We start from the raw sequence: 19,323 nt of genomic DNA on the forward strand, positions 1-19,323 counted from the left end.
TTTTAAAAGGAGATGCTTTGAATGGCCCATAAAAATATTCATTCGATTTACGATTTGATAAAAAAAGCTCAGAGTGAAAAAGGTGACAAAGTATTTATATTAAATCAAGCAGACGAGAGGAAAATCACGTATAATGAATTCTTTAATGATGTGAATGCTGCTTACAGGTACTTTTCCTCCCTTGAAATAAAGTCAGGGGATAAAATAGCTGTCATTTCCGAAAGCAGTTACTTGGGTTATGTTTTTATTACAGCCGCTCTTTCTTTTGGGATAACAATAAGCCCGTTGAGCACAAGTCTTAAAGAAAACGATCTGGATTATGCATTGTCGTTGATATGTCCCAGAGTGGTATTTGTCAGCCGGGAATGCAAAAAGAAGATGAGTTATATTGATAAATTCTCAAATAAATATACATTTATTACCATGGACGAGCAATGCAGTCTGGGCAAGGGATTGACCGAGACCGGCGAGTTAAATGAAATTTCGGCCGACGGCTCAATAATAATTTTCACGACGGGATCGACAGGAAGGTCAAAAGGCGTGGAATTGACTGTCCAAAATATACTGGCAAACATTTATGATGTTGTCAGGTATTATGGGATAAGCGATGATTCGAGACTTATAGCTTATTTCCCGCTAACAACAATAGGTTCGACGGTAATAAATATTTTGTCAACGGCTTATGCTGGAGCGAGCGTTTTCTTATGCAAACCCTTCTTGGAGCAGTCACTGTTTTTGGCGTTTGTGAAAGATTTTTGGAATATAATTCAGAATAATAAAATTTCACATATTTATGCCAACCCATCGGTGCTGAATATGTTACTGAAGTTTCAAAAGTCTTTTAAAACTTTGACATGGAAACCTAAAATGATTATCAGCAGTATGGCTCCTCTCTCAAAGGAAACTCAGAATGCGGTTGAGGATCTTACCGGAATTCCTGTATTGAACGGATACGGATTGACTGAAACTACATGTAGAAGCCTATTCGGATCTTATGACGATGAGAAAAGGAGAAAATGTTCTCTGGGCAAACCGATTTATCCTACAAAAATAATTAATGAAGCCGGTAACGAATGTAAACCGTATGAAGTCGGTGAAATACTGATTTCCGGACCAACCGTAATGAAAGGTTATTACAACGATTCGGCATCAACCGGCAATGTTATAAAAGACGGGTGGTTTTACACCGGTGATTTGGGCTATTATGATGAAGAACATGATTTTTACATTGTCGGACGTAAAAAGAACATAATTATTAAACACGGTAATAAGATATCTATTGAGGAAGTTGAGGAAGCTCTTCTTGGCTATAAGAAAATGTATGATTTTGCTGTTGTCGGTGTCCCTGACGAAAACATGGGGGAAAAAGTCGTATTGTTTTGCGTCGAATACGAAAATGAGCCGATAGATCAGAATGAACTGGTCAAATTCTGTAAAGATAATTTATCCGAGTATAAATGTCCTGACTTAATTAAAACAGTAAAAGCAATCCCGAGAAGTGCCAGCGGAAAAATATTAAGGGAAGAGCTAAAAAAATTATTGATAAGTGAGGAGAAGAATTAATAATGTGTCTTGAAAATAATATTTTTGAGGAAGTTAAAGATATTATTTTAGGTCTCAGTTCAGTTAATTTGTCTAATATTAATGTTACCGGGGAAACTAAGATTTTTGATGAATTGGGTATAAGTTCCATAAATTTTGTTGTTATGATTGCAGAAATAGAAGACAAATTTAATATAACTATTAATTTGGAAGATGTGGACGTTCTAAAATTGAATCAAATAAAATCTATTGTGGAGTTGGTGGAAAAAACTCTTGAGATTGAAAAGGCAGAGGATTAATAACAAGTTGGAGGTTGAATAAATGGAGACTGTATCTTCATGGAAAAACAAAATGGTGGTTGAATCCTTTATTAAAGGACAAAGGGCTGCCCTTCCCAATGCAATAGATCAATTGAATGTTATGCTTCATATTCTGCGGCATAACGAGGTTCCGACTAAAACATTTGTTGATTTGGGCGGAGGGGACGGAATACTTAGCCATTTGATTCTAGAGCAGTTTAGAGAGGCTCGGGGATATGTTCTTGATTTTTCCGATCCCATGATAGAAGCAGCCAATAAAAGGCTTGAGAAGTATTTGGACCGTGTGAAAATAATTAAATGCGACATTGCATTTCCGGATTGGCACGAAAAAATATTTACCGGTGGCATGGAAAAGGTGGATGCGTTTGTATCAGGCTATTGTATTCATCATTTACATCATGGCCGTAAATATGAACTTTATCAGGAAATATATGACCGGTTGGAACACAATGGCTTGTTCATAAATATTGAGCATGTTGCATCTAAATCTGCATGGGGTGAAATGCTCAGTGATGAAGCATTTATTGATTCGATATTTGAATATGAAAAGAATTTGGAAAATGCAAGGTCAAGGGAACAGATAAGCAAGGATTTTCATAACCGGGAGGACAAAAAGACAATATATTGCTTTCTGTGGAAACTCAGTGCGAATGGCTGAGGGAAATAGGCTTTAAGCAGGTGGATGTGTTTTTCAAGAGTTTTGAACTGGCAGTTTTTGCAGGAAAGAAACTATAGCAATAATAAAGATTTTTGGCGGAAAAGTAAATACATTCATGTGGTGCGGTTTTTTGAACGGGTAAATTGAGTTTCAGGGTGGGTAAAGTGAAAGCACACGGCAATTTCTTCGATAAGGTATATGAGAAACTTAGAATTGCAAAGGCGGAAGGTAAGAATGTTTTGGATTTAAGCATTGGAGACCCGGATTTGCCTCCCCCGGAATTTGCTACCGGGCTATTTATAAATCAAATGCATAAAGAGCATATTTACACTTATCCACAGATTTACGGCGAGAATACCTTTAAAGAGACTATAAGTGATTGGGCATATAGGAAACACGGAGTAAGTGTTCACCCTGAATATGAGGTATTGCCGCTACTCGGAGTTAAGGAAGGAATAGTTCATCTTGCGCTGGGAACTTTGGGTTATGGGGATGTGGGAGCATATGCAACACCGTCATATCCTATATACAGGCAAGCAATAGAAATGTCCAAAGCTTCTTCCGTAATAATTGAAACCAAGCCCGAAAACGGGTATTTACCTGACCTCGAAAGTTTATGCTCCAATGACTTAAGGAGTATTAAGTTATTATATTTAAACTACCCGAACAATCCTACAGGAACAGTGTTGATGAATCTTTTTGCAAATCGTTGATTGACATTGCATTGAAGCATAATATTTATATTTGTCTGGACTGTGTTTATTCAGACATAATACCGTTTTCATCCTATAAACATTTTTCAATATTAAGTCTGCCGGGTGCCATGGATTGTTGTATCGAGATGTATTCGTTTTCAAAGAGCTTCAATTTGCCGGGAATACGTTTGGGGTATGCCATTGGAAACAGGAAACTGATTGAAAATTTGAAAAGCATTAAGACTGTTGTTGATGTGTCGGCCTTTAAACCTATTCAGTATCTCGGAAAAGAAATTTTGGAGAAAGACATTCGTGGAGAACTTGAGCATTTTTACTCCCGGAACAATTCCGTATACGCACAGCGTATAAACAAGTTCCGGGAATTATTTAGATTACATAATATAGAGTTTTATAATAATATTGCCACTTATTATGTTTGGTTTAATACGAAAAGAATTTCGGACGGTGGAAATTTTGGAGAGCAATTGTTTGACGATGAGGGGATTCTAATTGTCCCCGGTTGTGAATTCAATTCGTGTGATGAGGGTTGGTGGCGAATTTCCATTTCCAGGTCTGATGATATAATAGATGAGAGCATTGACAAACTCATCAGGTTTCTTGCAAAGCTGAGGTGACATAATTGTATATAAAAGACATAGTTACTTTATGGTTAAAAAAATTAGGGGTGGATACTGTTTTTGGGATACCTGGCAGTTACGTCTTACCAATTATAGACTCTGTCTCAAGTTATGGAATTCGTTTTATTCTTACCCAGCATGAATATGGTGCTGCTCTTATGGCAGACGGATTTGCCAAGGCCAGTGAAAAAGTCGGGTGCATAATTACCACAACGGGTATAGGAGCAACAAACGCGTTAAGCGGTGTTATAAATTCATTTTCCGATTCTCAACCGGTATTAATTATTACCGGACAGGTTCCTGTTGAGAATTTCGGAAAAGGCGCGATGCAGGAAAGTGTAGGGATAAACCGGACAGCAGATCTTGAAGGTTTATTCAGTAAGATTACCAAGTATTCGAAAATTATTAAAACTGTAGATGAACTGTTACCCGCACTTTATGAAGCGGAATTCAATCTCCTGGAGAAAAGAAAGGGTCCGGTGCATTTGTGTATTCCTGTGGACATACTTCAGTCCGAGATTGAATTCTCCGGGTTCAAGCCTTCTAAAAACTTTGAAAACCCTGTAATTGATAATACAGAATTAAACGCTTTAACACAACTTCTGTCAGAGTCCAGAAAACCTTTGCTCTTGTTGGGGGCCGGAGCAAAATACAGGTGCAATGAAAAAATCGTATCTGACTTGGCCCAATATGGATTGCCTGTAGCTACGAGTCTCAGGGGAAAAGGTTTGCTAGATGAAAGGAACCCGATGTCCTTAGGATGCATAGGTTTGTACGGACATTCCCATGCCAATTATTATCTTGGTATGCATGCTGACTTGATAATTGCTGTGGGAATCTCCATGAGTGAGTTTTCGACACAGTGTTGGGACAGACCTTTTAAAAAAGCCAAGCTGATTCATGTGGATATTGATCCTGAGCAAATTGGAAAAGTGTACAATCCAACGTTGGGGATTAATATGGATTCCCATGAATTTTTAAAATATTTAAGCAAATTGGATTTGCTTCAGACAAAAACATGGGATGAGGCCAGAGATGCAGTAACGGCGTCAAAGGAGAAGTTTATCCGTAAATATGAAAACATACAATATGATTGTAACACCGAAGGAAAGATAAATCCGGTTCAGGCAATCCGGAGTGTGTTCAAATTGATGCCGGAGGATAAGACGGTTTGGGTGTGTGATTCTGTTGTTTGGACGGAAACGAATATATTGCTCAACGGTGCGGATAAACATATTGAAGCCCTTAACCAGGCATCCATCGGATATGCACCGGCTGCCTCTATCGGTGTTAAATTGGCACGAAACTCCTGTTACGTTGTAGCGGTTTTTGGGGATGGAGGTTTCCGCCAAACGGGATTTGAATTGGCAACAGCGTATAATTATGATGTGCCGGTTTTATGGCTAAACTTAAACAACGAAAAGTACGGTTCTATTTATAATGCCCAAAAAAAGTATTATAACGGGAATATTGTGGGTACCACATACAAAGCAATTGATCATGTCGGATTGTGCAAGGCATTAGGAGTTGATGCAGTTAAAGTCACGAACGTATATGAGCTGGAATTGGCGGTTCAATCCTTTATTGAGAGAGAAAGACCGTTGCTGTTGGACATTCAGATAGATGAGACTTTACCTGAGATGAAAGCCCGGCAGTTAATACGCTATCAACAATGGAAATTTAGCGACTCTGCAAAGAGCAAGGATGTAAAAGAACAGCAGCTTGCTTTAAAAGCAATTTTGGATAACAGATATTAACGTATCAGTGAAGAAGGGCAGGTCTTATGAATACCGTAAGATACACATGGGGATTGTTTAAAAAGAGTAAAAGAAAATTCTTTATATGGTTTTTTATAATGTTTCTTGCAAGTATAGCTGTAGCTGTGCCCCAGATTGTTATCAGAAGAATGGTGGATATAGCATTGCCTTCGGGTAAATTTTCTGTTGTGGCCTTTTACGCATTACTTATTGCTGCTTCATTCATTATAAGTTCGTTATTGCAGTCGTTGTCGAATCTGCTTTTGGAAAAAATGGTCATTAAGCTGATTAATGATAAGAGGTTATATGTTTTTAGATTGTTTCAGACAAAGCAATTGAATAAAATTACTGAATTTGGAAGCGATTCGCTGTACCAGAGGATTACGGAAAGTATTCTTGTAATTAAAGAAAAAATTATTTTAATTATGAGGGATATTTTCGGTGTTACAGTTACAGCAATTGTTTGCTTTATAATTATAATAAAGACGGATGTTTTTATACCGTTTCTTTTTATCACAGTATATATACCTTACATCTTAATAAGAAGATACCTTTTCAGCAAGAAAGGGTATAGTTTTGATTTGCAGGCAGAATCGAACAGGAAAATCCTTCAGTTGATAAAAGAGAATATACAAGGGATACGGTTAATAAAAGTTCATAACTGTGAGGCAAAAGAAATAGAGAGCTGAAGGAGAAACAGCAAGAGAATATCGATATACAGATTAATCATATAAATTTTTTCAGCCAATTGGTCATACTTAATATAATTATGAACCTGGTACCTGAAGGTATTGTGTATGGATATTTGGGTTATAAGGTTTTACTGGGGCATAGCTCAATCGGAAGTGTAATAATGATGGTAGGGCTTTTATCCCAAGTTCGCAACTTCATATGGCAGGTTTCGCGTTTCAGTATAATGATGCATGAGTACAAAACACACCTTAAAAGAGTGTATGAACTTGAAGAATTGCAGGATGAACCGTATATAAACAATGAAGACAAGATAAATGATCATTCAATATCAGGTGAGGTGGATTTTGAGAATATAAGCTTTGGATACAACGGTATACCGGTATTGAAGGACTTTACTTTGAAAATAAAAAAGGGTCAATCGGTAGGTATTGTAGGTCTGAGTGGTGTTGGAAAGACAACGCTTGCAAATCTGCTTATGGGTATAATAGCTCCAATGGAAGGTGAAATCAGAATTGATAACATACCTTTAAGTCAGATTAATTTGGAAAAATTCAGGCAAAGCGTATTTTATATAACCCAACAGCCTTATATGCTTAATGATACAATCAGAGCAAATATTTGTTACGGACTTGACGATGTCGATGAAAAAGAAGTTTGGAAAGCGGTAGAAAACGTAGACATGCTTGAATTTGTAAAAGGTTTGAAAGAGCAATTGGATACAGTGATTGGGGAACGGGGAATACAATTGTCAGGTGGACAGAAGCAAAGGATGTCTATCGCAAGAATTTTCCTGAGGAAACCTAAAATCCTTATTTTAGATGAAGCCACCGCTTCATTGGATCTTGAATCAGAATATAAAGTACAGAAAACATTTGAAAAATTGCAGAAAGGCGTTACCAGTATTATTATTGCTCACCGGTTGGCAACATTGACAAAAGTTGACAATATTGTTGTAATTAAAGACGGTGGAATAATCGAACAGGGTTCACATATGGAACTGTTGCAAAAAAAGGATATTATTATCAACTTTATATGGAGCAGTATAATATAGAAAGTTTAAGTAGTTCAAAGTAAGGAGCTTGCTTTATGAAAAGGGCGTTGGTTGCAAGAATAATTTTGTGCATAATATTATTTCAGATTGTTTCACTTTCATATCCGCTGCTTACGGGTTTGCTTGTAGACCGGCTTGTGAAAAAGGAATGGAACTTGTATATCTACTGTTTGACAGCAGTGTTATTCATTCCGTTTGCCCAGGGGTTTTTAGAGTGGAGGAAAGCACGGGGACTTACTGTTTGGAGTGAGCAGAATGCTGCGCAATTAAGATTAAAATTAATCAGCAAACTGTTCAATGTTCCTATTCATTATTTTTCATTTTCTAAAACAGGTGAGATTATAACAAGATGCACGGATGACGTTAAGCAGTTTATACATTATCAAAACATGAAATTTCAAGCCTTTGAAAAACTGCTGATACTTGTTTTCGTCGGAGCGGTACTGGGTTATAAAAATATAATGTTTATGTTATTTGTATTTGTGTGTGGTTTGCTGTATGTAATTCAATCGAAAAAGATATCTCCCATGATTTCTAAATTATACAGAAAATCAATAACAACCCGTGAGAAATTTAATGAGTTCATTCGCGAACGCATACAAATATTAAGTTTAACCAGACTTTCGGGTTGTTCGGAGTGGGAGTGCGAAAAACTGAAAAAATTACTTGACGAAGAATTTGCAACCGAGACGAAAAATGCTACGATTACCTTTATCAATGATTTTGTTTCTTCATTGGTTCGATCAATAATAAGCGGTGCTTTGTATTTATATGCGGGATGGCTGCTTGTAAATGACCGTATCAGTTAGGGGACTTGGTTGCAGCATTGGCCTATTATTTTCCGCTCATTGAGGTTTTGAACAGTTACAGTACTTTTGTACAGGATTTTAAAAAGTTTAAAATTTCAAAAGAACGTGTTGATGAAATACTGAATATTGATGAGGATGACTATCAAGCAGGAGAAAAAAACATTCCCCGTGTTGAAAAAATCAGCTTCCAAAATATATCATTTAATTATCCGAACAGAAGCAGTGTTCTTAAAGATATATCCTTCACTTTGGAGAAAGGAAAGGTAACAGCACTGGTGGGTGTCAGTGGAGGGGGAAAAACAACCTTGTGTGAGTTGCTTTTAAAATTTTATAAACCGTGTTCCGGTAAAATATTGATAAATGACAGCATTGATCTGGCAAAGCTGGATGGAGGCTTATGGAGGGAATCAATAAGTTATGCCCCTCAGAATAGTTTCTTCTTTTCCGATTCAATTTCCGCAAATTTGTTATACGGTTCCCAAAAAGGTTCAAAAGACAGGATGATGGAGTTGACTAAAAGGCTTGAACTCGATAATGTTATAACAAGCCGTGAAAACGGTTATGAAACGCAGATTAACAATGATTTTATCACATTTTCGGGAGGCCAGAAGCAGAGGCTTTCCCTGGTCAGAGCAATGATTCCGGAAAAGCCTGATGTCTTAATCCTGGATGAACCTACATCTGCACTCGACTATATATCGGAAAAAGCAGTTATGAAACTAATTTTTGAGTTTAAAGAAGACACAGCAGTTTTAATAATAGCCCATAGACTGTCTACAATTATTAATGCAGATTTGATTCTGGTTCTTAAAGACGGAATGATTGTTGAAAAAGGCAGACATGAGGAATTATTAAAGCTAAAAGGCGAGTACTACAATCTTTACAAGCATGAATTGATCCACAAAAAAGAGGTGGAAAATGTTGTATAAAAGCAGTACATATTTTGCTGCAGCATATGCAGCGACAGTTGGATTCTGCGATACCATCCTGTAAGGTTTATAGCGGGAACTGTAAATAAACTGATATTTTAGCGGGGTTTTTTATAATGGGTGTTCAAGATTATCTAAATAAAGTTATTGAGTCAGCATTGCACTATCCTGTAACTTTTTCAGGAGACAAAAAAGCCATACTCAACAGATGGCTTGTTAAAGCAGAGATTGTTGATGTTTTAAATGAAAACGGAGTTGATCCCTATATAAGCGAAAATGGGATCGTTATATCTGAAAATGAAGCGGACAACCTTTCAGATGAAGAGATAGAAAGTAATTGGAGATATTATATTTCAGATCATGAAAGGTCCTTTTACCACTATAATTCTCCGGAGAAACTCTTTAAAAATGCTTGCGAAAAAGGCAAAGAGAAGATGGTGTATTGTCTTTGCAATATCTTTAGCAATGATGATAAAGAGGTGTTGGTACATATATCAACAAACCTGCCGTCGCCTATAAGGGTTTGGATTAATGGGGAGTTATGCGTTAGCGGAAATCCCAACTACTTTGCAAAAAATTCTGCCTTTATTTTTAAATTAAACAAGGGGAATAATGCTGTATTAGTGGAGAGGAGCATGTTTGTACGAAACAGAATGCTTTCGATTGCAACGAGGTTTTTCACTTTTGTAGTTACTCCCTTTGACGAATTTATTTCCAATAAAACAAACAAACGGTTTTTAGACAGGAATGTGCTGAATTATTTGAAGTTTGGCTATGCATTATTCCTTCGAAAGCATTTTATCAACCCGGGGAAAAAGTAAGCTTTATTATATTGCCGAAGTCTATGCCTTATAGTAAAAACGTTCCGGTTAAAGTTACCGTTAAAACTGCTTTGGGAAGGACGGTCAGTACCATATTTGCAGAAGTTTTGAAAGTTGTTTCCGTTGAAACTGACGACTCTGTCAGGGGCGTTATATCCATAATAGCTGAAGGGAATGCAGGATATAAGAAAAAGGAAATTGTGAATGTTTTTTACGGAAATTTTAAAGAGGAAAAAACAAGCTTATTGAAAAAGCCATGGAAAGGCAAGACAGCAATGAAGAAATGATAAAGACTTTTTCCGAAATCACTGATATGTATGATATGCGTACAGGTTTAATAAAGGCCGGTTCCGAAACAATGCATGAATACATGTACCATCAGATGTTTGAAGCCTGTTTAAACTTTGAAAGATATGTGTTTAAACCGAATTCCGGCAAAAAGCTCAGTTTGTTTGATGTTTTTAAAGAAAGCGTAATGGTTTTTGACAAAAGCGATATTGACGGAGGATATTTTATATACAATATTTACTTGCCTTCGAACTATTCTCATAATAAGGAATATGCTTTGTTGGTATACATGATTTTTGACGACAGCATGACCAGGTATCCTGTTCATCCATATAGAATAGTCAGAGAGAAATCTGGCGATGCAATAGTATTAAGTTTTGTAACCCGATGGGAGTATCAGTGGGATTATATAAATGAAATAAATATTATTAATGTTGTGAATGAAACTTTGGAAAAATTCAATATTAACAGGGATAGGGTTTATTTAATAGGAATCTGCGCAGGCGCTAACAGAGCGTTTAATTTACTTTGTAAAATTCCGGATGTCTTTTCCGCTTTTATCAATATAGCGGGAACACCTATATTTGATGATAAAGAGCCCGAATCTTTAAATTTGGATAATATCCGAAACACTCCCATTGAATTGCTTTTTACCGTTAATGACATGTGGTACAATGTATCGGCCGTAATAAACAGTTTAAAAACCTTTTACAAAGCTAAACAGTGGATATTCCATGATATTGAGCATGAAGAGTTTATTGACCTGTTTAACAGTAAAAAATTATTGAATTACATTATGAAAATACCAAGTTGCAATTTTCCGAAGGTTGTTCAATTTACAACTTCCGAACCGGTTTTCAATAAATCTTATTGGCTGAAAATTGAGAACTTTATAAGCCTGAAGGAAAAAGCAACCGTTTATGCACAAATTGAAAAAAGGAATATGATCAGAATCGAATGCAATAATATTGACTTTTTGAGTATTCTTATTAACAGATTTGCAATGGATATCGATCAAAATATAACCATCGCAGTAAATGGAATTGAAAAGAATATGCCAATCAGTGATTACTGTAAAATAGAAATAAAAACAGATGGCAATAGATTGGCGGTGAATGAAATTCCGCTTTGCGAAGAAAGCTTTTACCGTAATTATCGGACTTTGAAAATAAATGAAAATCTGCTGGGTATCAGGCAGTTATATTTGAAAGAATGTTTAATAGTTATAAACAATAATCTTGACGGCCAAAATGAGGAATTTTATAATAAACTTTATCGAATATTGCAGCAACCGTTGGAATTCAGGGCCAGGAATTACAGATACAAAACTGCCTGCGAAAAAGATATTGGCATCGCAAGGTTGGGACAATCTAATTTTGTGGCGGTTGTCGATTCAAGAAATATGAGCAGTCTTCACAGGAGAATTATTGATGAAACAGGCATTTTGAAAGTCGGCAAAGAATTTATTAAACTAAAGTTTAACCCAAAAGAGTATCAAGGAGAGTATTTTGCACTTATTAAGGCTATAAATCCGTTTAATGCCGAACACCGGATTTTAGCGATAGTTTTTAACAGTGATAATCTTCAGAATAAAATAATCGATTTTTAGGTTCATTCAGCCGGAACCCTATTTTTAACAGCGATGCTGTGGTTTATAGCAATGGGGTTTTTGAAGAATTCAGATATTTAACGGACGGAAGCAATGTTGCATATTAAATAAAACAAGTGGGGAAGAGAGAGTAAAGAATATGACGGACAGACAATATGAAGAAACAATAATAAACATTTTATGTGAAGTGTTGGAAGTGAATAAAGACTTGTTTAACAACATCAAAAAAACGATCCTCTGGGGAGCTTGGGCCTTAATTCCCTCAAGGCCATTCAAGTAATTGTAAAGCTTGAAGATACATACGGAATATCCTTTGAAGATGAAGACCTTTTCTTTGATAAAATTAATACTCTGGAAAAAATCATTAACACCCTTGGCAAATACGTAAAAGAGTAAATTTCTAAAAGAGGAAGAAAAATAATGACAGATATTAGTTATTTTAAGGAAGCATTGCTAATTCGAAGAGTTGAAGAGAAACTGTTAGAACTGTTTTCCAAAGGGAAAATAAACGGTACAATACATACCTGTGTCGGTCAAGAGTTTTCAGCGGTAGCTTTTATCAATCAGATAAACGAAAATGACATAATTGTTTCAAATCATCGCTGCATGGGCATTTTATCGTATACAGCAAGAGTTATAGAGAATTAATTGCTGAATTGATGGGGAGTAAAAGAGGGGTATGCGGTGGTATCGGAGGGAGCCAGCATTTACACTGGAAAAACTTTTACTCTAACGGCATTCAGGGTGGTATGGTTCCAATTGCTGCGGGTTTGGCTCTTGCAAGCAAAATGGGGAAAAAAGACGGTATTTCTCTGGCTTTTATTGGGGACGGCACCTTGGGGGAGGGAATACTTTATGAAACAATGAATATTGCCTCAAAGTGGAATATTCCCATTCTTATTATTTGCGAAAATAATTATTACGCCCAGTCTACAAAACAGGAATTGAATTTGTCCGGAGATATTGTAAAGAGGGCGGAGTGTTTTGATATAAAGGTATTTAAAAGTAACACCTGGGAGTTGGAGCAGCTTTTTAACAATGCAAAAGAGAGTATAAATTATGTTAGAACAAACGGTAAACCGGCTTTTCATTTGGTTGATACATATCGCCTGAATGCTCATTCAAAGGGTGATGACTATAGAGATAAAAGTGAGATAGAGATGTATTACCGAAAGGATCCGCTGAATGTTTTCAGAAACACAAACCCTGATTTGTATCAGGAGTTATTAAATGAAATTGATAAGGAATTGGATGCCGTTATCGAAGAAGAAACGGAAAAATTTGCAGAAATAAGAATTGATGAATATTATGATAATCCGGAAGGTGGAGAAGAATCCGAATATATTTGGAAAGAGCCGGATGAGATTGAAATCAGGCAATCCGATCTTATTTATTCTTTTTTTAAGGAAGAAATGAGAAAAAACGAGCAAGTGGTTTTTATCGGGGAAGATGTACTGGCACCGTATGGAGGAGCTTTTAAAATCTCGAAGGATTTGAGTACTGAATTTCCTGAGAGGGTGCTTACCACACCGATAAGTGAAGCCGCAATAACAGGAATTTCAAATGGATTGGCTTTAGCCGGCTACAGACCGTTTTTAGAAATAATGTTTGGGGATTTTATAACTTTATGTTTGGATCAGGTTTTAAACCATTCGGTAAAATTTTTCCATATGTATAATAAGCGTGTTAATTGTCCCATTGTTTTGCGAACCCCCATGGGCGGAAGGCGGGGATATGGCCCTACTCACTCGCAGACATTGGATAAATTGTTGCTGTGTATTGATAATATAAAAGTTATTTCCCTGAATTCTTTAACTGATCCCAGACCCATATATAAATCGATTTTGGAAAATGAAAAAAACCCGGTAATTGTTATAGAAAACAAGGCAGATTATGCGAAAAAAATAACAAAAGCAAATGTGGAGAATTATAAGTTTGAATTAGCATATGTCCGAAATTATCCCATTGTCAGAATCAGACCGATTGTTTCCAGACCGACGGCAACAATTGTAACTTATGGAGGAATGAGTTCCATTGTGGTGGATTGTATCGCGACATTGTTTTATGAATACGACGTAAAGGCGGAGGTAATAATTCTTTCGAAAATTAAGCCTGTTGATTATGATGAAATAATACGCTCAACCAATGTAACGGGACATCTTTTTGTGGTTGAGGAAGGAAGTGCTTGTAACGGAATAGGAAGTGAAATAATTGCTTCGGTCTTGGAAAGAACAGAGAACAGAATATATGCTAGAAGAATTGCATCAGTGCCTGTTCCTGTTCCGGCCAATAAAAAACTGGAGGAAGAGGTTTTGACAAACAGGAGAAATATTATACAAGTCATAGGCGGTGTGTTTAAGTGTTAGTACTGCAAGAAATATTTGTGCCTCAGGAATCTGTTAATGACGAGTTTGTGAGAATAAGCAAATTATATTTTAAAAGCGGTGACTACGTTAATTCAGGGCAGGCTATTTTGGAGTTTGAAACTTCCAAAGTGAATGTATGCATTGATTCTGAGTTTGACGGATATATAGAGTTTTTTTGTAAGGAGGGTGATGAATTAAGGGTAGGGGAACTGATTTGCAGAATATATGATTCAATGCCCTGTACCGATTCAAAGGACAATTATCATATAAAAAACGATACGGAAAATCATGATGAAATCGAAACAATATATTCCAAAGCTGCTTTGGAGCTGATTGAATCCTCAAAGATTAACAAGGCTGTTTTTCAAGGAAGAGATCTGGTAAATGTTGATGATGTTAAAAATGTAATTAAGAATACGGGACATGTTAAGGAGGATAGAAATCTCCAAAAGGAGCAAATTTTCGATAATGATGAAATTGAATATAAAACATTGAGTAATATTAAAAGATCAGAGATAAACAACTTTCTTGACGCGGGAAATGTTACAAGTACGGTTTATTTATATTTGGACGTAAAGGAAAGTTATAGTCCGGATAATACTAATAATTACCTTTTGTCGGTTGTCGTTTTGGAAGTTTTCAAATTGCTTAAAAAGTATCCGGAGTTAAATGCATTCTTTTCTGGTGACGGAATTGCTTACTATAAGAGTATTAAAATCGGCATGGCAATTGATGCGGGATATGGGTTGAAAGTGGTAAAATTGCCTGACCTGGAAGGAAAAACCGTTAGTGAAGTTGAAAACGAAATATTTCGTGCCATTAAAAAATATTTAAGAAATAAGCTTTCAATAGACGATATAACGGGTTCCACATTTACAATAAGTGACATGTCTAATGAGGGGGTTGCGTTTTTTTCACCTCTGGTTAGTTCGAAACAATCGGCTGTTTTGGGTATATCCGGATTCGATGAAAAACTCAGGCGATATACGGTTTCGTTAACTTTCGATCACAGAGTGACGGAAGGAAGGAAAGCCACTATGTTTTTAAAAGAACTGATTGAAAGCATAAACTGTTATTTTTAGAGAATTCTTTTTTGGAATTTGATTGCATAATGCTTTAAAACAGCTGAAATTGGGTTTTTGGAAGCAATACATCATTTGGTTTTCAGGTTTGGAATTAAAACATTGATTCTGTTTTGCAAACTCTGACAGGGAAAGGAGGATATGAATTTTGAATTTGCCGCAGTTTTTTAATAATAATTTGAGTGAGTTATATGACAGGTATTATAAATTTGTGGATCGAAAGATGCATTTGGATATATCCAGATCGAAACCGTGTCAGGAACAATTGGATTTGTCTTCGGAATTGATTACTTGTTTAAATTATAGGGACTGTTTGGCGTCAGATGGAACTGACTACAGAAACTATGGGATTGTAGACGGGATAAGGGAGGCAAAAAAACTATTTTCCCAGTTGCTTGATATGAATGAAGATGAAATAATAATCGGTGGAAATTCAAGCTTGAACTTAATGTACGATTTTATAGCACGGGCTATGACTCATGGGGTTCCGGGCATTAATGTGCCGTGGATGTTGTCGGACAAAGTAAAATTTATATGTCCGTCTCCGGGATATGACCGGCATTTTGCAATTTGCAAGCATTTCAATATCGAAATGATCAACGTTGAGATAAAAGATTATGGTCCTGACATGGATGCGGTTGAGGAACTTGTGGCTAATGATGAGAGCATTAAAGGAATATGGTGCATGCCGCAATACAGTAATCCCACAGGCACTGTATATGCCGATGAAGTGGTGGACAGGCTGGCTGCTATGAAAACCAAAGCCTGTGATTTCAGAATATTTTGGGATAATGCTTACGCTGTTCATCATTTTTCCGAGAACCCTCCGGTATTGAAAAACATATTAAAAGCTTGTAAAGATGCAGGCAACCCTGACCGTGTTGTGATTTTTTCCACTACTTCAAAGATAACTCTACCGGGAGCAGGAGTTGCGATGATGGCTGCATGTAAAGAAATCATAGAAGGTATTAAAGTTCAGCTTTCAATGCAGACAATCGGCCCCGACAAGATTAATCAGTTAAGACATGTTCGTTTTCTAAAGAATATGGACAACATAAGGGAACACGTAAAAAAACATGTTAAAATAATAAAACCCAAGTTTGACATGGTATTGAGTGTTTTCGAAAGAGAGCTTGACGGTAAGGGGATGGCCTGGTGGAATTATCCCCAGGGAGGATACTTTATTCATTTAAAGACGCTCAAGGGGTGTGCTTCGGAAGTTGTGGAAATGGCAGCCAGGGCCGGACTTGTTTTGGGAAATCCGGGAACGCTTTTTCCATATGGAGTGGATCCTGAGGATAGGCATATACGGATTGCCCCCACATTTCCTTCGGTTGAGGAACTGGAAAATGCTATGGAATTATTGTGTATATGTATACAAATTGTTACGCTAAAAAAATATTCGGACGGTACGCTCCTCTTTAATACTTGATGAAGACGTTGTCAATACCTTAAAAAATTAACGGGAAGCTGTTTAAGATTTATGGCAAAAGGGTATAGACCACGATTGCTTTCATTACTGTTTGTGCTGTAGCGGCGGAATGGAGGATGAAATGAGACTGGAGGGAATTTACAAAAGCTTTGGAGAGGAAGAAGTATTACATGATATAAATATTTCCATTAATGATAAAGAAATAACCTGTATTTTAGGGCCTTCCGGATGCGGTAAATCTACTTTGCTCAATATAATTGCCGGGATCATAAAACCTGATAAAGGGACGATTAAAGAAAGCAAAAAAAAAGTCGGGTATGTTTTTCAGGAAGACAGGTTGTTACCGTGGAAAACTGTATTTGAAAACATTAAGTTGGTAAATAAAAAAGCATCGGACAAAAGTATAAGAGATTTAATTAGAATTGTGGGACTGGAGGATTCTCAAAAAAAGTATCCGGCCCAATTAAGCGGAGGCATGAGACAAAGGTGCTCTATAGCAAGAGCTTATAATTTTCAGTCGGAAATACTTTTGATGGACGAGCCTTTCAAATCGCTGGACTATGATCTAAGAATCAGCATGGTAAAATGTTTGATTGATATATGGTGTAAACTAAACAATTCAATTGTATTTGTAACCCATGAGATAGATGAAGCTGTACTGCTGGGGAATAAAATAATAGTTCTGTCCGGGAACCCCTGCAGAGTGGATACTGTAGTTAATGTCAGTATGCCTCAACAGGAAAGAAGAATCGATGACAAGAAAATGGTGGACTTAAGGTGCCGTCTATTAAAAATTCTATCAAGACAATAAAATTAAAATTTATAATCAATAGCAAAAAAATTGAAAGAAAAGGGTGTATATCAATGAAAAAAGTAATTAGCATGATTTTGATTCTAAGTTTTATGGTATTTGTATTTTCGGGATGTGCTTCAAATGTAAATAAAACTGATGGGGAAACCTCAGCCGGAACGGAAAAAATGAAGATAAAGGTGGCAGCTCCCCAGGGTGCACCTACCCTTAGCATGATAAAAATGTTTAAAGACAACCCTGATTTTGGAGAAAACTTTGAGTTAAGCTATGAATCGGTAAAGTCACCGGATTTAATGTCTTCCAGAATCATTTCCGGAGAAATTGATATTGCAGTGGTTTCCACTAATTTGGCCGCCACACTTTATAATAAAGGAGTGGATTATAAACTGGCGGCATCCAGCGTGTGGGGCGCCTATACATTGTCGGAAACGAAAAAACGGAAGATTTAGAAGAACTTCGAGGGAAGGAAATATATACTATGGGAAGAGGCCTTACGCCGGACATTGTTTTAAGATATATTCTTTCCGGCAACGGTATCGATCCGGAAAAAGATGTAACGTTAACCTATGTTGGGGAAGGCACTGAATTGGCATCGGCTTTTATATCGGGAAAGTGTGCATTAGCTGTTATACCGGAGCCGATACTTTCAAATGTTATGTTAAAAAAGCAAAATACATTGATTTTATTTGATTTGCAAAAAGAGTGGATAGAATTAAACAAGGGTAATTTTGGTTATCCGCAAGCCTCTCTTATAATAAAAAATGATATTATTGAGAAAAATCCGCAGTTTGTTGAATTGTTTTTGAAAGAATATGAGAAGAGCATCAATTGGTTGTCGGAAAACGTCCAAACAGCCGGTGAATACAGCGAGGAGTTGGAAACCGGCATATCAAAAGATGCTGTAGTTAATGGATTTGAAAGGTCGAATATTAAATTTGTAAATTCAAAAGATGCGAAGGAATCAGTAGATGATTACCTGAAAATTCTTTATGAATATTCTCCGGAGGTTATAGGAGGGAAACTTCCTGATGAAGATTTCTATCTTGAAAAATAATGTATTCAAAGAATTGATTTATACCGTTGTTTCAATAATAGCAATGTTAATTATTTGGAAAATAGTTTCCGTTGTAGTTAATAAAGAGGTGCTTATTCCTTCACCTGAAGTTACTTTGCGGGAAATTATAAGAATTGTTGAATCACCTGCTTTTTTTGGTTCTGTTCTTAATACATCAAAAAGGGCAATAATAGGATTTTTAATTGCTTTGGGTACAGGAATGCTTTTTGGTATGCTGGGGGGACTTTTTAAGGCTATTTACTATTTGCTAAGACCTTTTGTGCTGATAATCAAAGCGGTGCCGACCATGGCAATGATACTCCTCACGCTTATATGGTTGGAATCTGAAAAAGCTCCGATATTGGTAGGGTTTGTGGTAATATTCCCAATCATATATGAGAATGTTGTTCAGGGGATCAGAAACGTTGATTCTAAGTTGGTTGAAATGATGAAAGTATATAATATTAATAAGTTAGATACTATAAAAGAACTATACATACCGTCGATAGTATCATACTTGAACGGTGCAATGTCTGCTGCCGCGGCATTGAATCTTAAAATAGTAATAGCAGCTGAAGTTTTGAGCCAACCGAAATTATCAATGGGTACAAGTTTTCAAATGGAAAAGGCGAATCTTAATACTGCAGGAGTTTTTGCCTGGTCTCTTATAGCAATATTTATGGCGGGGGTTTTTGAGCAAATGCTTAGAATCACTAAAATTGCGAGAAACGGAAAGACGTTGCATCATGAGCAATAGTATAACGGTAA

20 protein-coding genes and 1 pseudogene are annotated in these 19,323 nt (G+C 36.5%); all 21 read left to right on the forward strand.

What is annotated here, in order from left to right:
* The first annotated feature begins 21 nt into the window (after positions 1 to 21).
* Positions 22 to 1,563: a class I adenylate-forming enzyme family protein gene (locus JCM21531_RS05760; protein WP_038288161.1), complete on the forward strand. Its 1,542-nt coding sequence runs from the start codon at positions 22 to 24 to the stop codon at positions 1,561 to 1,563.
* A 2-nt stretch (positions 1,564 to 1,565) separates the two neighbouring features.
* Positions 1,566 to 1,841 (forward strand): acyl carrier protein, encoded by a 276-nt coding sequence (locus tag JCM21531_RS05765; RefSeq protein WP_038288166.1) that lies wholly within the window; start codon positions 1,566 to 1,568, stop codon positions 1,839 to 1,841.
* A 22-nt stretch (positions 1,842 to 1,863) separates the two neighbouring features.
* Complete coding sequence (locus JCM21531_RS05770) at positions 1,864 to 2,520, forward strand: class I SAM-dependent methyltransferase (protein WP_054847011.1); 657 nt, start codon at positions 1,864 to 1,866, stop codon at positions 2,518 to 2,520.
* Between the two features lie 155 nt (positions 2,521 to 2,675).
* Complete coding sequence (locus JCM21531_RS23575) at positions 2,676 to 3,233, forward strand: aminotransferase class I/II-fold pyridoxal phosphate-dependent enzyme (RefSeq protein ID WP_162149302.1); 558 nt, start codon at positions 2,676 to 2,678, stop codon at positions 3,231 to 3,233.
* Positions 3,230 to 3,850 (forward strand): pyridoxal phosphate-dependent aminotransferase, encoded by a 621-nt coding sequence (locus tag JCM21531_RS23580; protein ID WP_038288172.1) that lies wholly within the window; start codon positions 3,230 to 3,232, stop codon positions 3,848 to 3,850. The genes JCM21531_RS23575 and JCM21531_RS23580 overlap by 4 nt, the downstream gene beginning before the upstream one ends.
* A 5-nt stretch (positions 3,851 to 3,855) precedes the next feature.
* Positions 3,856 to 5,610 carry a thiamine pyrophosphate-binding protein gene (locus JCM21531_RS05785; RefSeq protein ID WP_054847012.1) on the forward strand — a complete coding sequence of 585 codons (1,755 nt, stop codon included), beginning with the start codon at positions 3,856 to 3,858 and terminating at the stop codon, positions 5,608 to 5,610.
* Between the two features lie 26 nt (positions 5,611 to 5,636).
* Positions 5,637 to 6,299, forward strand: coding sequence for an ABC transporter transmembrane domain-containing protein (locus JCM21531_RS05790; RefSeq protein ID WP_038288175.1), 663 nt, complete (start codon positions 5,637 to 5,639; stop codon positions 6,297 to 6,299).
* Positions 6,300 to 6,403: 104 nt separating this feature from the next.
* Positions 6,404 to 7,354 carry an ABC transporter ATP-binding protein gene (locus JCM21531_RS05795; protein WP_162149303.1) on the forward strand — a complete coding sequence of 317 codons (951 nt, stop codon included), beginning with the start codon at positions 6,404 to 6,406 and terminating at the stop codon, positions 7,352 to 7,354.
* A 35-nt stretch (positions 7,355 to 7,389) separates the two neighbouring features.
* Complete coding sequence (locus JCM21531_RS05800) at positions 7,390 to 8,163, forward strand: ABC transporter transmembrane domain-containing protein (RefSeq protein ID WP_038288178.1); 774 nt, start codon at positions 7,390 to 7,392, stop codon at positions 8,161 to 8,163.
* 5 nt (positions 8,164 to 8,168) lie between these two features.
* Positions 8,169 to 9,092, forward strand: a complete 924-nt coding sequence (locus tag JCM21531_RS05805; protein ID WP_054847014.1) for an ABC transporter ATP-binding protein — start codon at positions 8,169 to 8,171, stop codon at positions 9,090 to 9,092.
* A gap of 116 nt (positions 9,093 to 9,208) precedes the next feature.
* Positions 9,209 to 9,913: a hypothetical protein gene (locus tag JCM21531_RS05810; RefSeq protein ID WP_038288180.1), complete on the forward strand. Its 705-nt coding sequence runs from the start codon at positions 9,209 to 9,211 to the stop codon at positions 9,911 to 9,913.
* Between the two features lie 23 nt (positions 9,914 to 9,936).
* Positions 9,937 to 10,200: a hypothetical protein gene (locus tag JCM21531_RS05815; protein WP_038288182.1), complete on the forward strand. Its 264-nt coding sequence runs from the start codon at positions 9,937 to 9,939 to the stop codon at positions 10,198 to 10,200.
* On the forward strand, positions 10,170 to 11,810 hold the full coding sequence (locus JCM21531_RS05820; protein ID WP_038288184.1) for a hypothetical protein: 1,641 nt from the start codon (positions 10,170 to 10,172) through the stop codon (positions 11,808 to 11,810). Before JCM21531_RS05815 ends, JCM21531_RS05820 begins: the two co-directional genes overlap by 31 nt.
* Before the next feature lie 237 nt (positions 11,811 to 12,047).
* The gene (locus JCM21531_RS18255) at positions 12,048 to 12,206 is read left to right on the forward strand and encodes an acyl carrier protein (protein WP_094184745.1); all 159 of its coding nucleotides are present in this window, start codon (positions 12,048 to 12,050) and stop codon (positions 12,204 to 12,206) included.
* A 24-nt stretch (positions 12,207 to 12,230) separates the two neighbouring features.
* Positions 12,231 to 14,176: pseudogene (locus tag JCM21531_RS20865) on the forward strand (dehydrogenase E1 component subunit alpha/beta).
* Positions 14,170 to 15,258 carry a 2-oxo acid dehydrogenase subunit E2 gene (locus JCM21531_RS05830; protein WP_038288187.1) on the forward strand — a complete coding sequence of 363 codons (1,089 nt, stop codon included), beginning with the start codon at positions 14,170 to 14,172 and terminating at the stop codon, positions 15,256 to 15,258. The pseudogene JCM21531_RS20865 and the gene JCM21531_RS05830 overlap by 7 nt, the downstream one beginning before the upstream one ends.
* A 145-nt stretch (positions 15,259 to 15,403) precedes the next feature.
* Positions 15,404 to 16,690 (forward strand): aspartate aminotransferase type Ic, encoded by a 1,287-nt coding sequence (locus tag JCM21531_RS05835; RefSeq protein WP_054847017.1) that lies wholly within the window; start codon positions 15,404 to 15,406, stop codon positions 16,688 to 16,690.
* Between the two features lie 121 nt (positions 16,691 to 16,811).
* Positions 16,812 to 17,501 (forward strand): ABC transporter ATP-binding protein, encoded by a 690-nt coding sequence (locus tag JCM21531_RS05840; protein WP_038288193.1) that lies wholly within the window; start codon positions 16,812 to 16,814, stop codon positions 17,499 to 17,501.
* A gap of 53 nt (positions 17,502 to 17,554) precedes the next feature.
* Positions 17,555 to 17,950 (forward strand): substrate-binding domain-containing protein, encoded by a 396-nt coding sequence (locus JCM21531_RS20875; RefSeq protein ID WP_243467292.1) that lies wholly within the window; start codon positions 17,555 to 17,557, stop codon positions 17,948 to 17,950.
* Complete coding sequence (locus JCM21531_RS05845) at positions 17,905 to 18,555, forward strand: ABC transporter substrate-binding protein (protein WP_243467293.1); 651 nt, start codon at positions 17,905 to 17,907, stop codon at positions 18,553 to 18,555. The genes JCM21531_RS20875 and JCM21531_RS05845 overlap by 46 nt, the downstream gene beginning before the upstream one ends.
* On the forward strand, positions 18,530 to 19,312 hold the full coding sequence (locus JCM21531_RS05850) for an ABC transporter permease (protein ID WP_054847019.1): 783 nt from the start codon (positions 18,530 to 18,532) through the stop codon (positions 19,310 to 19,312). Before JCM21531_RS05845 ends, JCM21531_RS05850 begins: the two co-directional genes overlap by 26 nt.
* Positions 19,313 to 19,323: the final 11 nt, after the last annotated feature.

Source organism: Acetivibrio straminisolvens JCM 21531, from assembly GCF_000521465.1.
Lineage (GTDB): Bacteria > Bacillota > Clostridia > Acetivibrionales > Acetivibrionaceae > Hungateiclostridium > Hungateiclostridium straminisolvens.

Bases quoted from the DNA above. Each gene is read 5' to 3' on its own strand.
- JCM21531_RS05850 (WP_054847019.1), top strand. From the start codon at position 18,530: ATGAAGATTTCTATCTTGAAAAATAATGTATTCAAAGAATTGATTTAT.
- JCM21531_RS20875 (WP_243467292.1), top strand. From the start codon at position 17,555: ATGAAAAAAGTAATTAGCATGATTTTGATTCTAAGTTTTATGGTATTT.
- JCM21531_RS05800 (WP_038288178.1), top strand. From the start codon at position 7,390: ATGAAAAGGGCGTTGGTTGCAAGAATAATTTTGTGCATAATATTATTT.
- JCM21531_RS05770 (WP_054847011.1), top strand. From the start codon at position 1,864: ATGGAGACTGTATCTTCATGGAAAAACAAAATGGTGGTTGAATCCTTT.
- JCM21531_RS05810 (WP_038288180.1), top strand. From the start codon at position 9,209: ATGGGTGTTCAAGATTATCTAAATAAAGTTATTGAGTCAGCATTGCAC.
- JCM21531_RS05820 (WP_038288184.1), top strand. From the start codon at position 10,170: ATGGAAAGGCAAGACAGCAATGAAGAAATGATAAAGACTTTTTCCGAA.
- JCM21531_RS05790 (WP_038288175.1), top strand. From the start codon at position 5,637: ATGAATACCGTAAGATACACATGGGGATTGTTTAAAAAGAGTAAAAGA.
- JCM21531_RS05765 (WP_038288166.1), top strand. From the start codon at position 1,566: ATGTGTCTTGAAAATAATATTTTTGAGGAAGTTAAAGATATTATTTTA.
- JCM21531_RS05760 (WP_038288161.1), top strand. From the start codon at position 22: ATGGCCCATAAAAATATTCATTCGATTTACGATTTGATAAAAAAAGCT.
- JCM21531_RS05840 (WP_038288193.1), top strand. From the start codon at position 16,812: ATGAGACTGGAGGGAATTTACAAAAGCTTTGGAGAGGAAGAAGTATTA.
- JCM21531_RS05815 (WP_038288182.1), top strand. From the start codon at position 9,937: ATGCCTTATAGTAAAAACGTTCCGGTTAAAGTTACCGTTAAAACTGCT.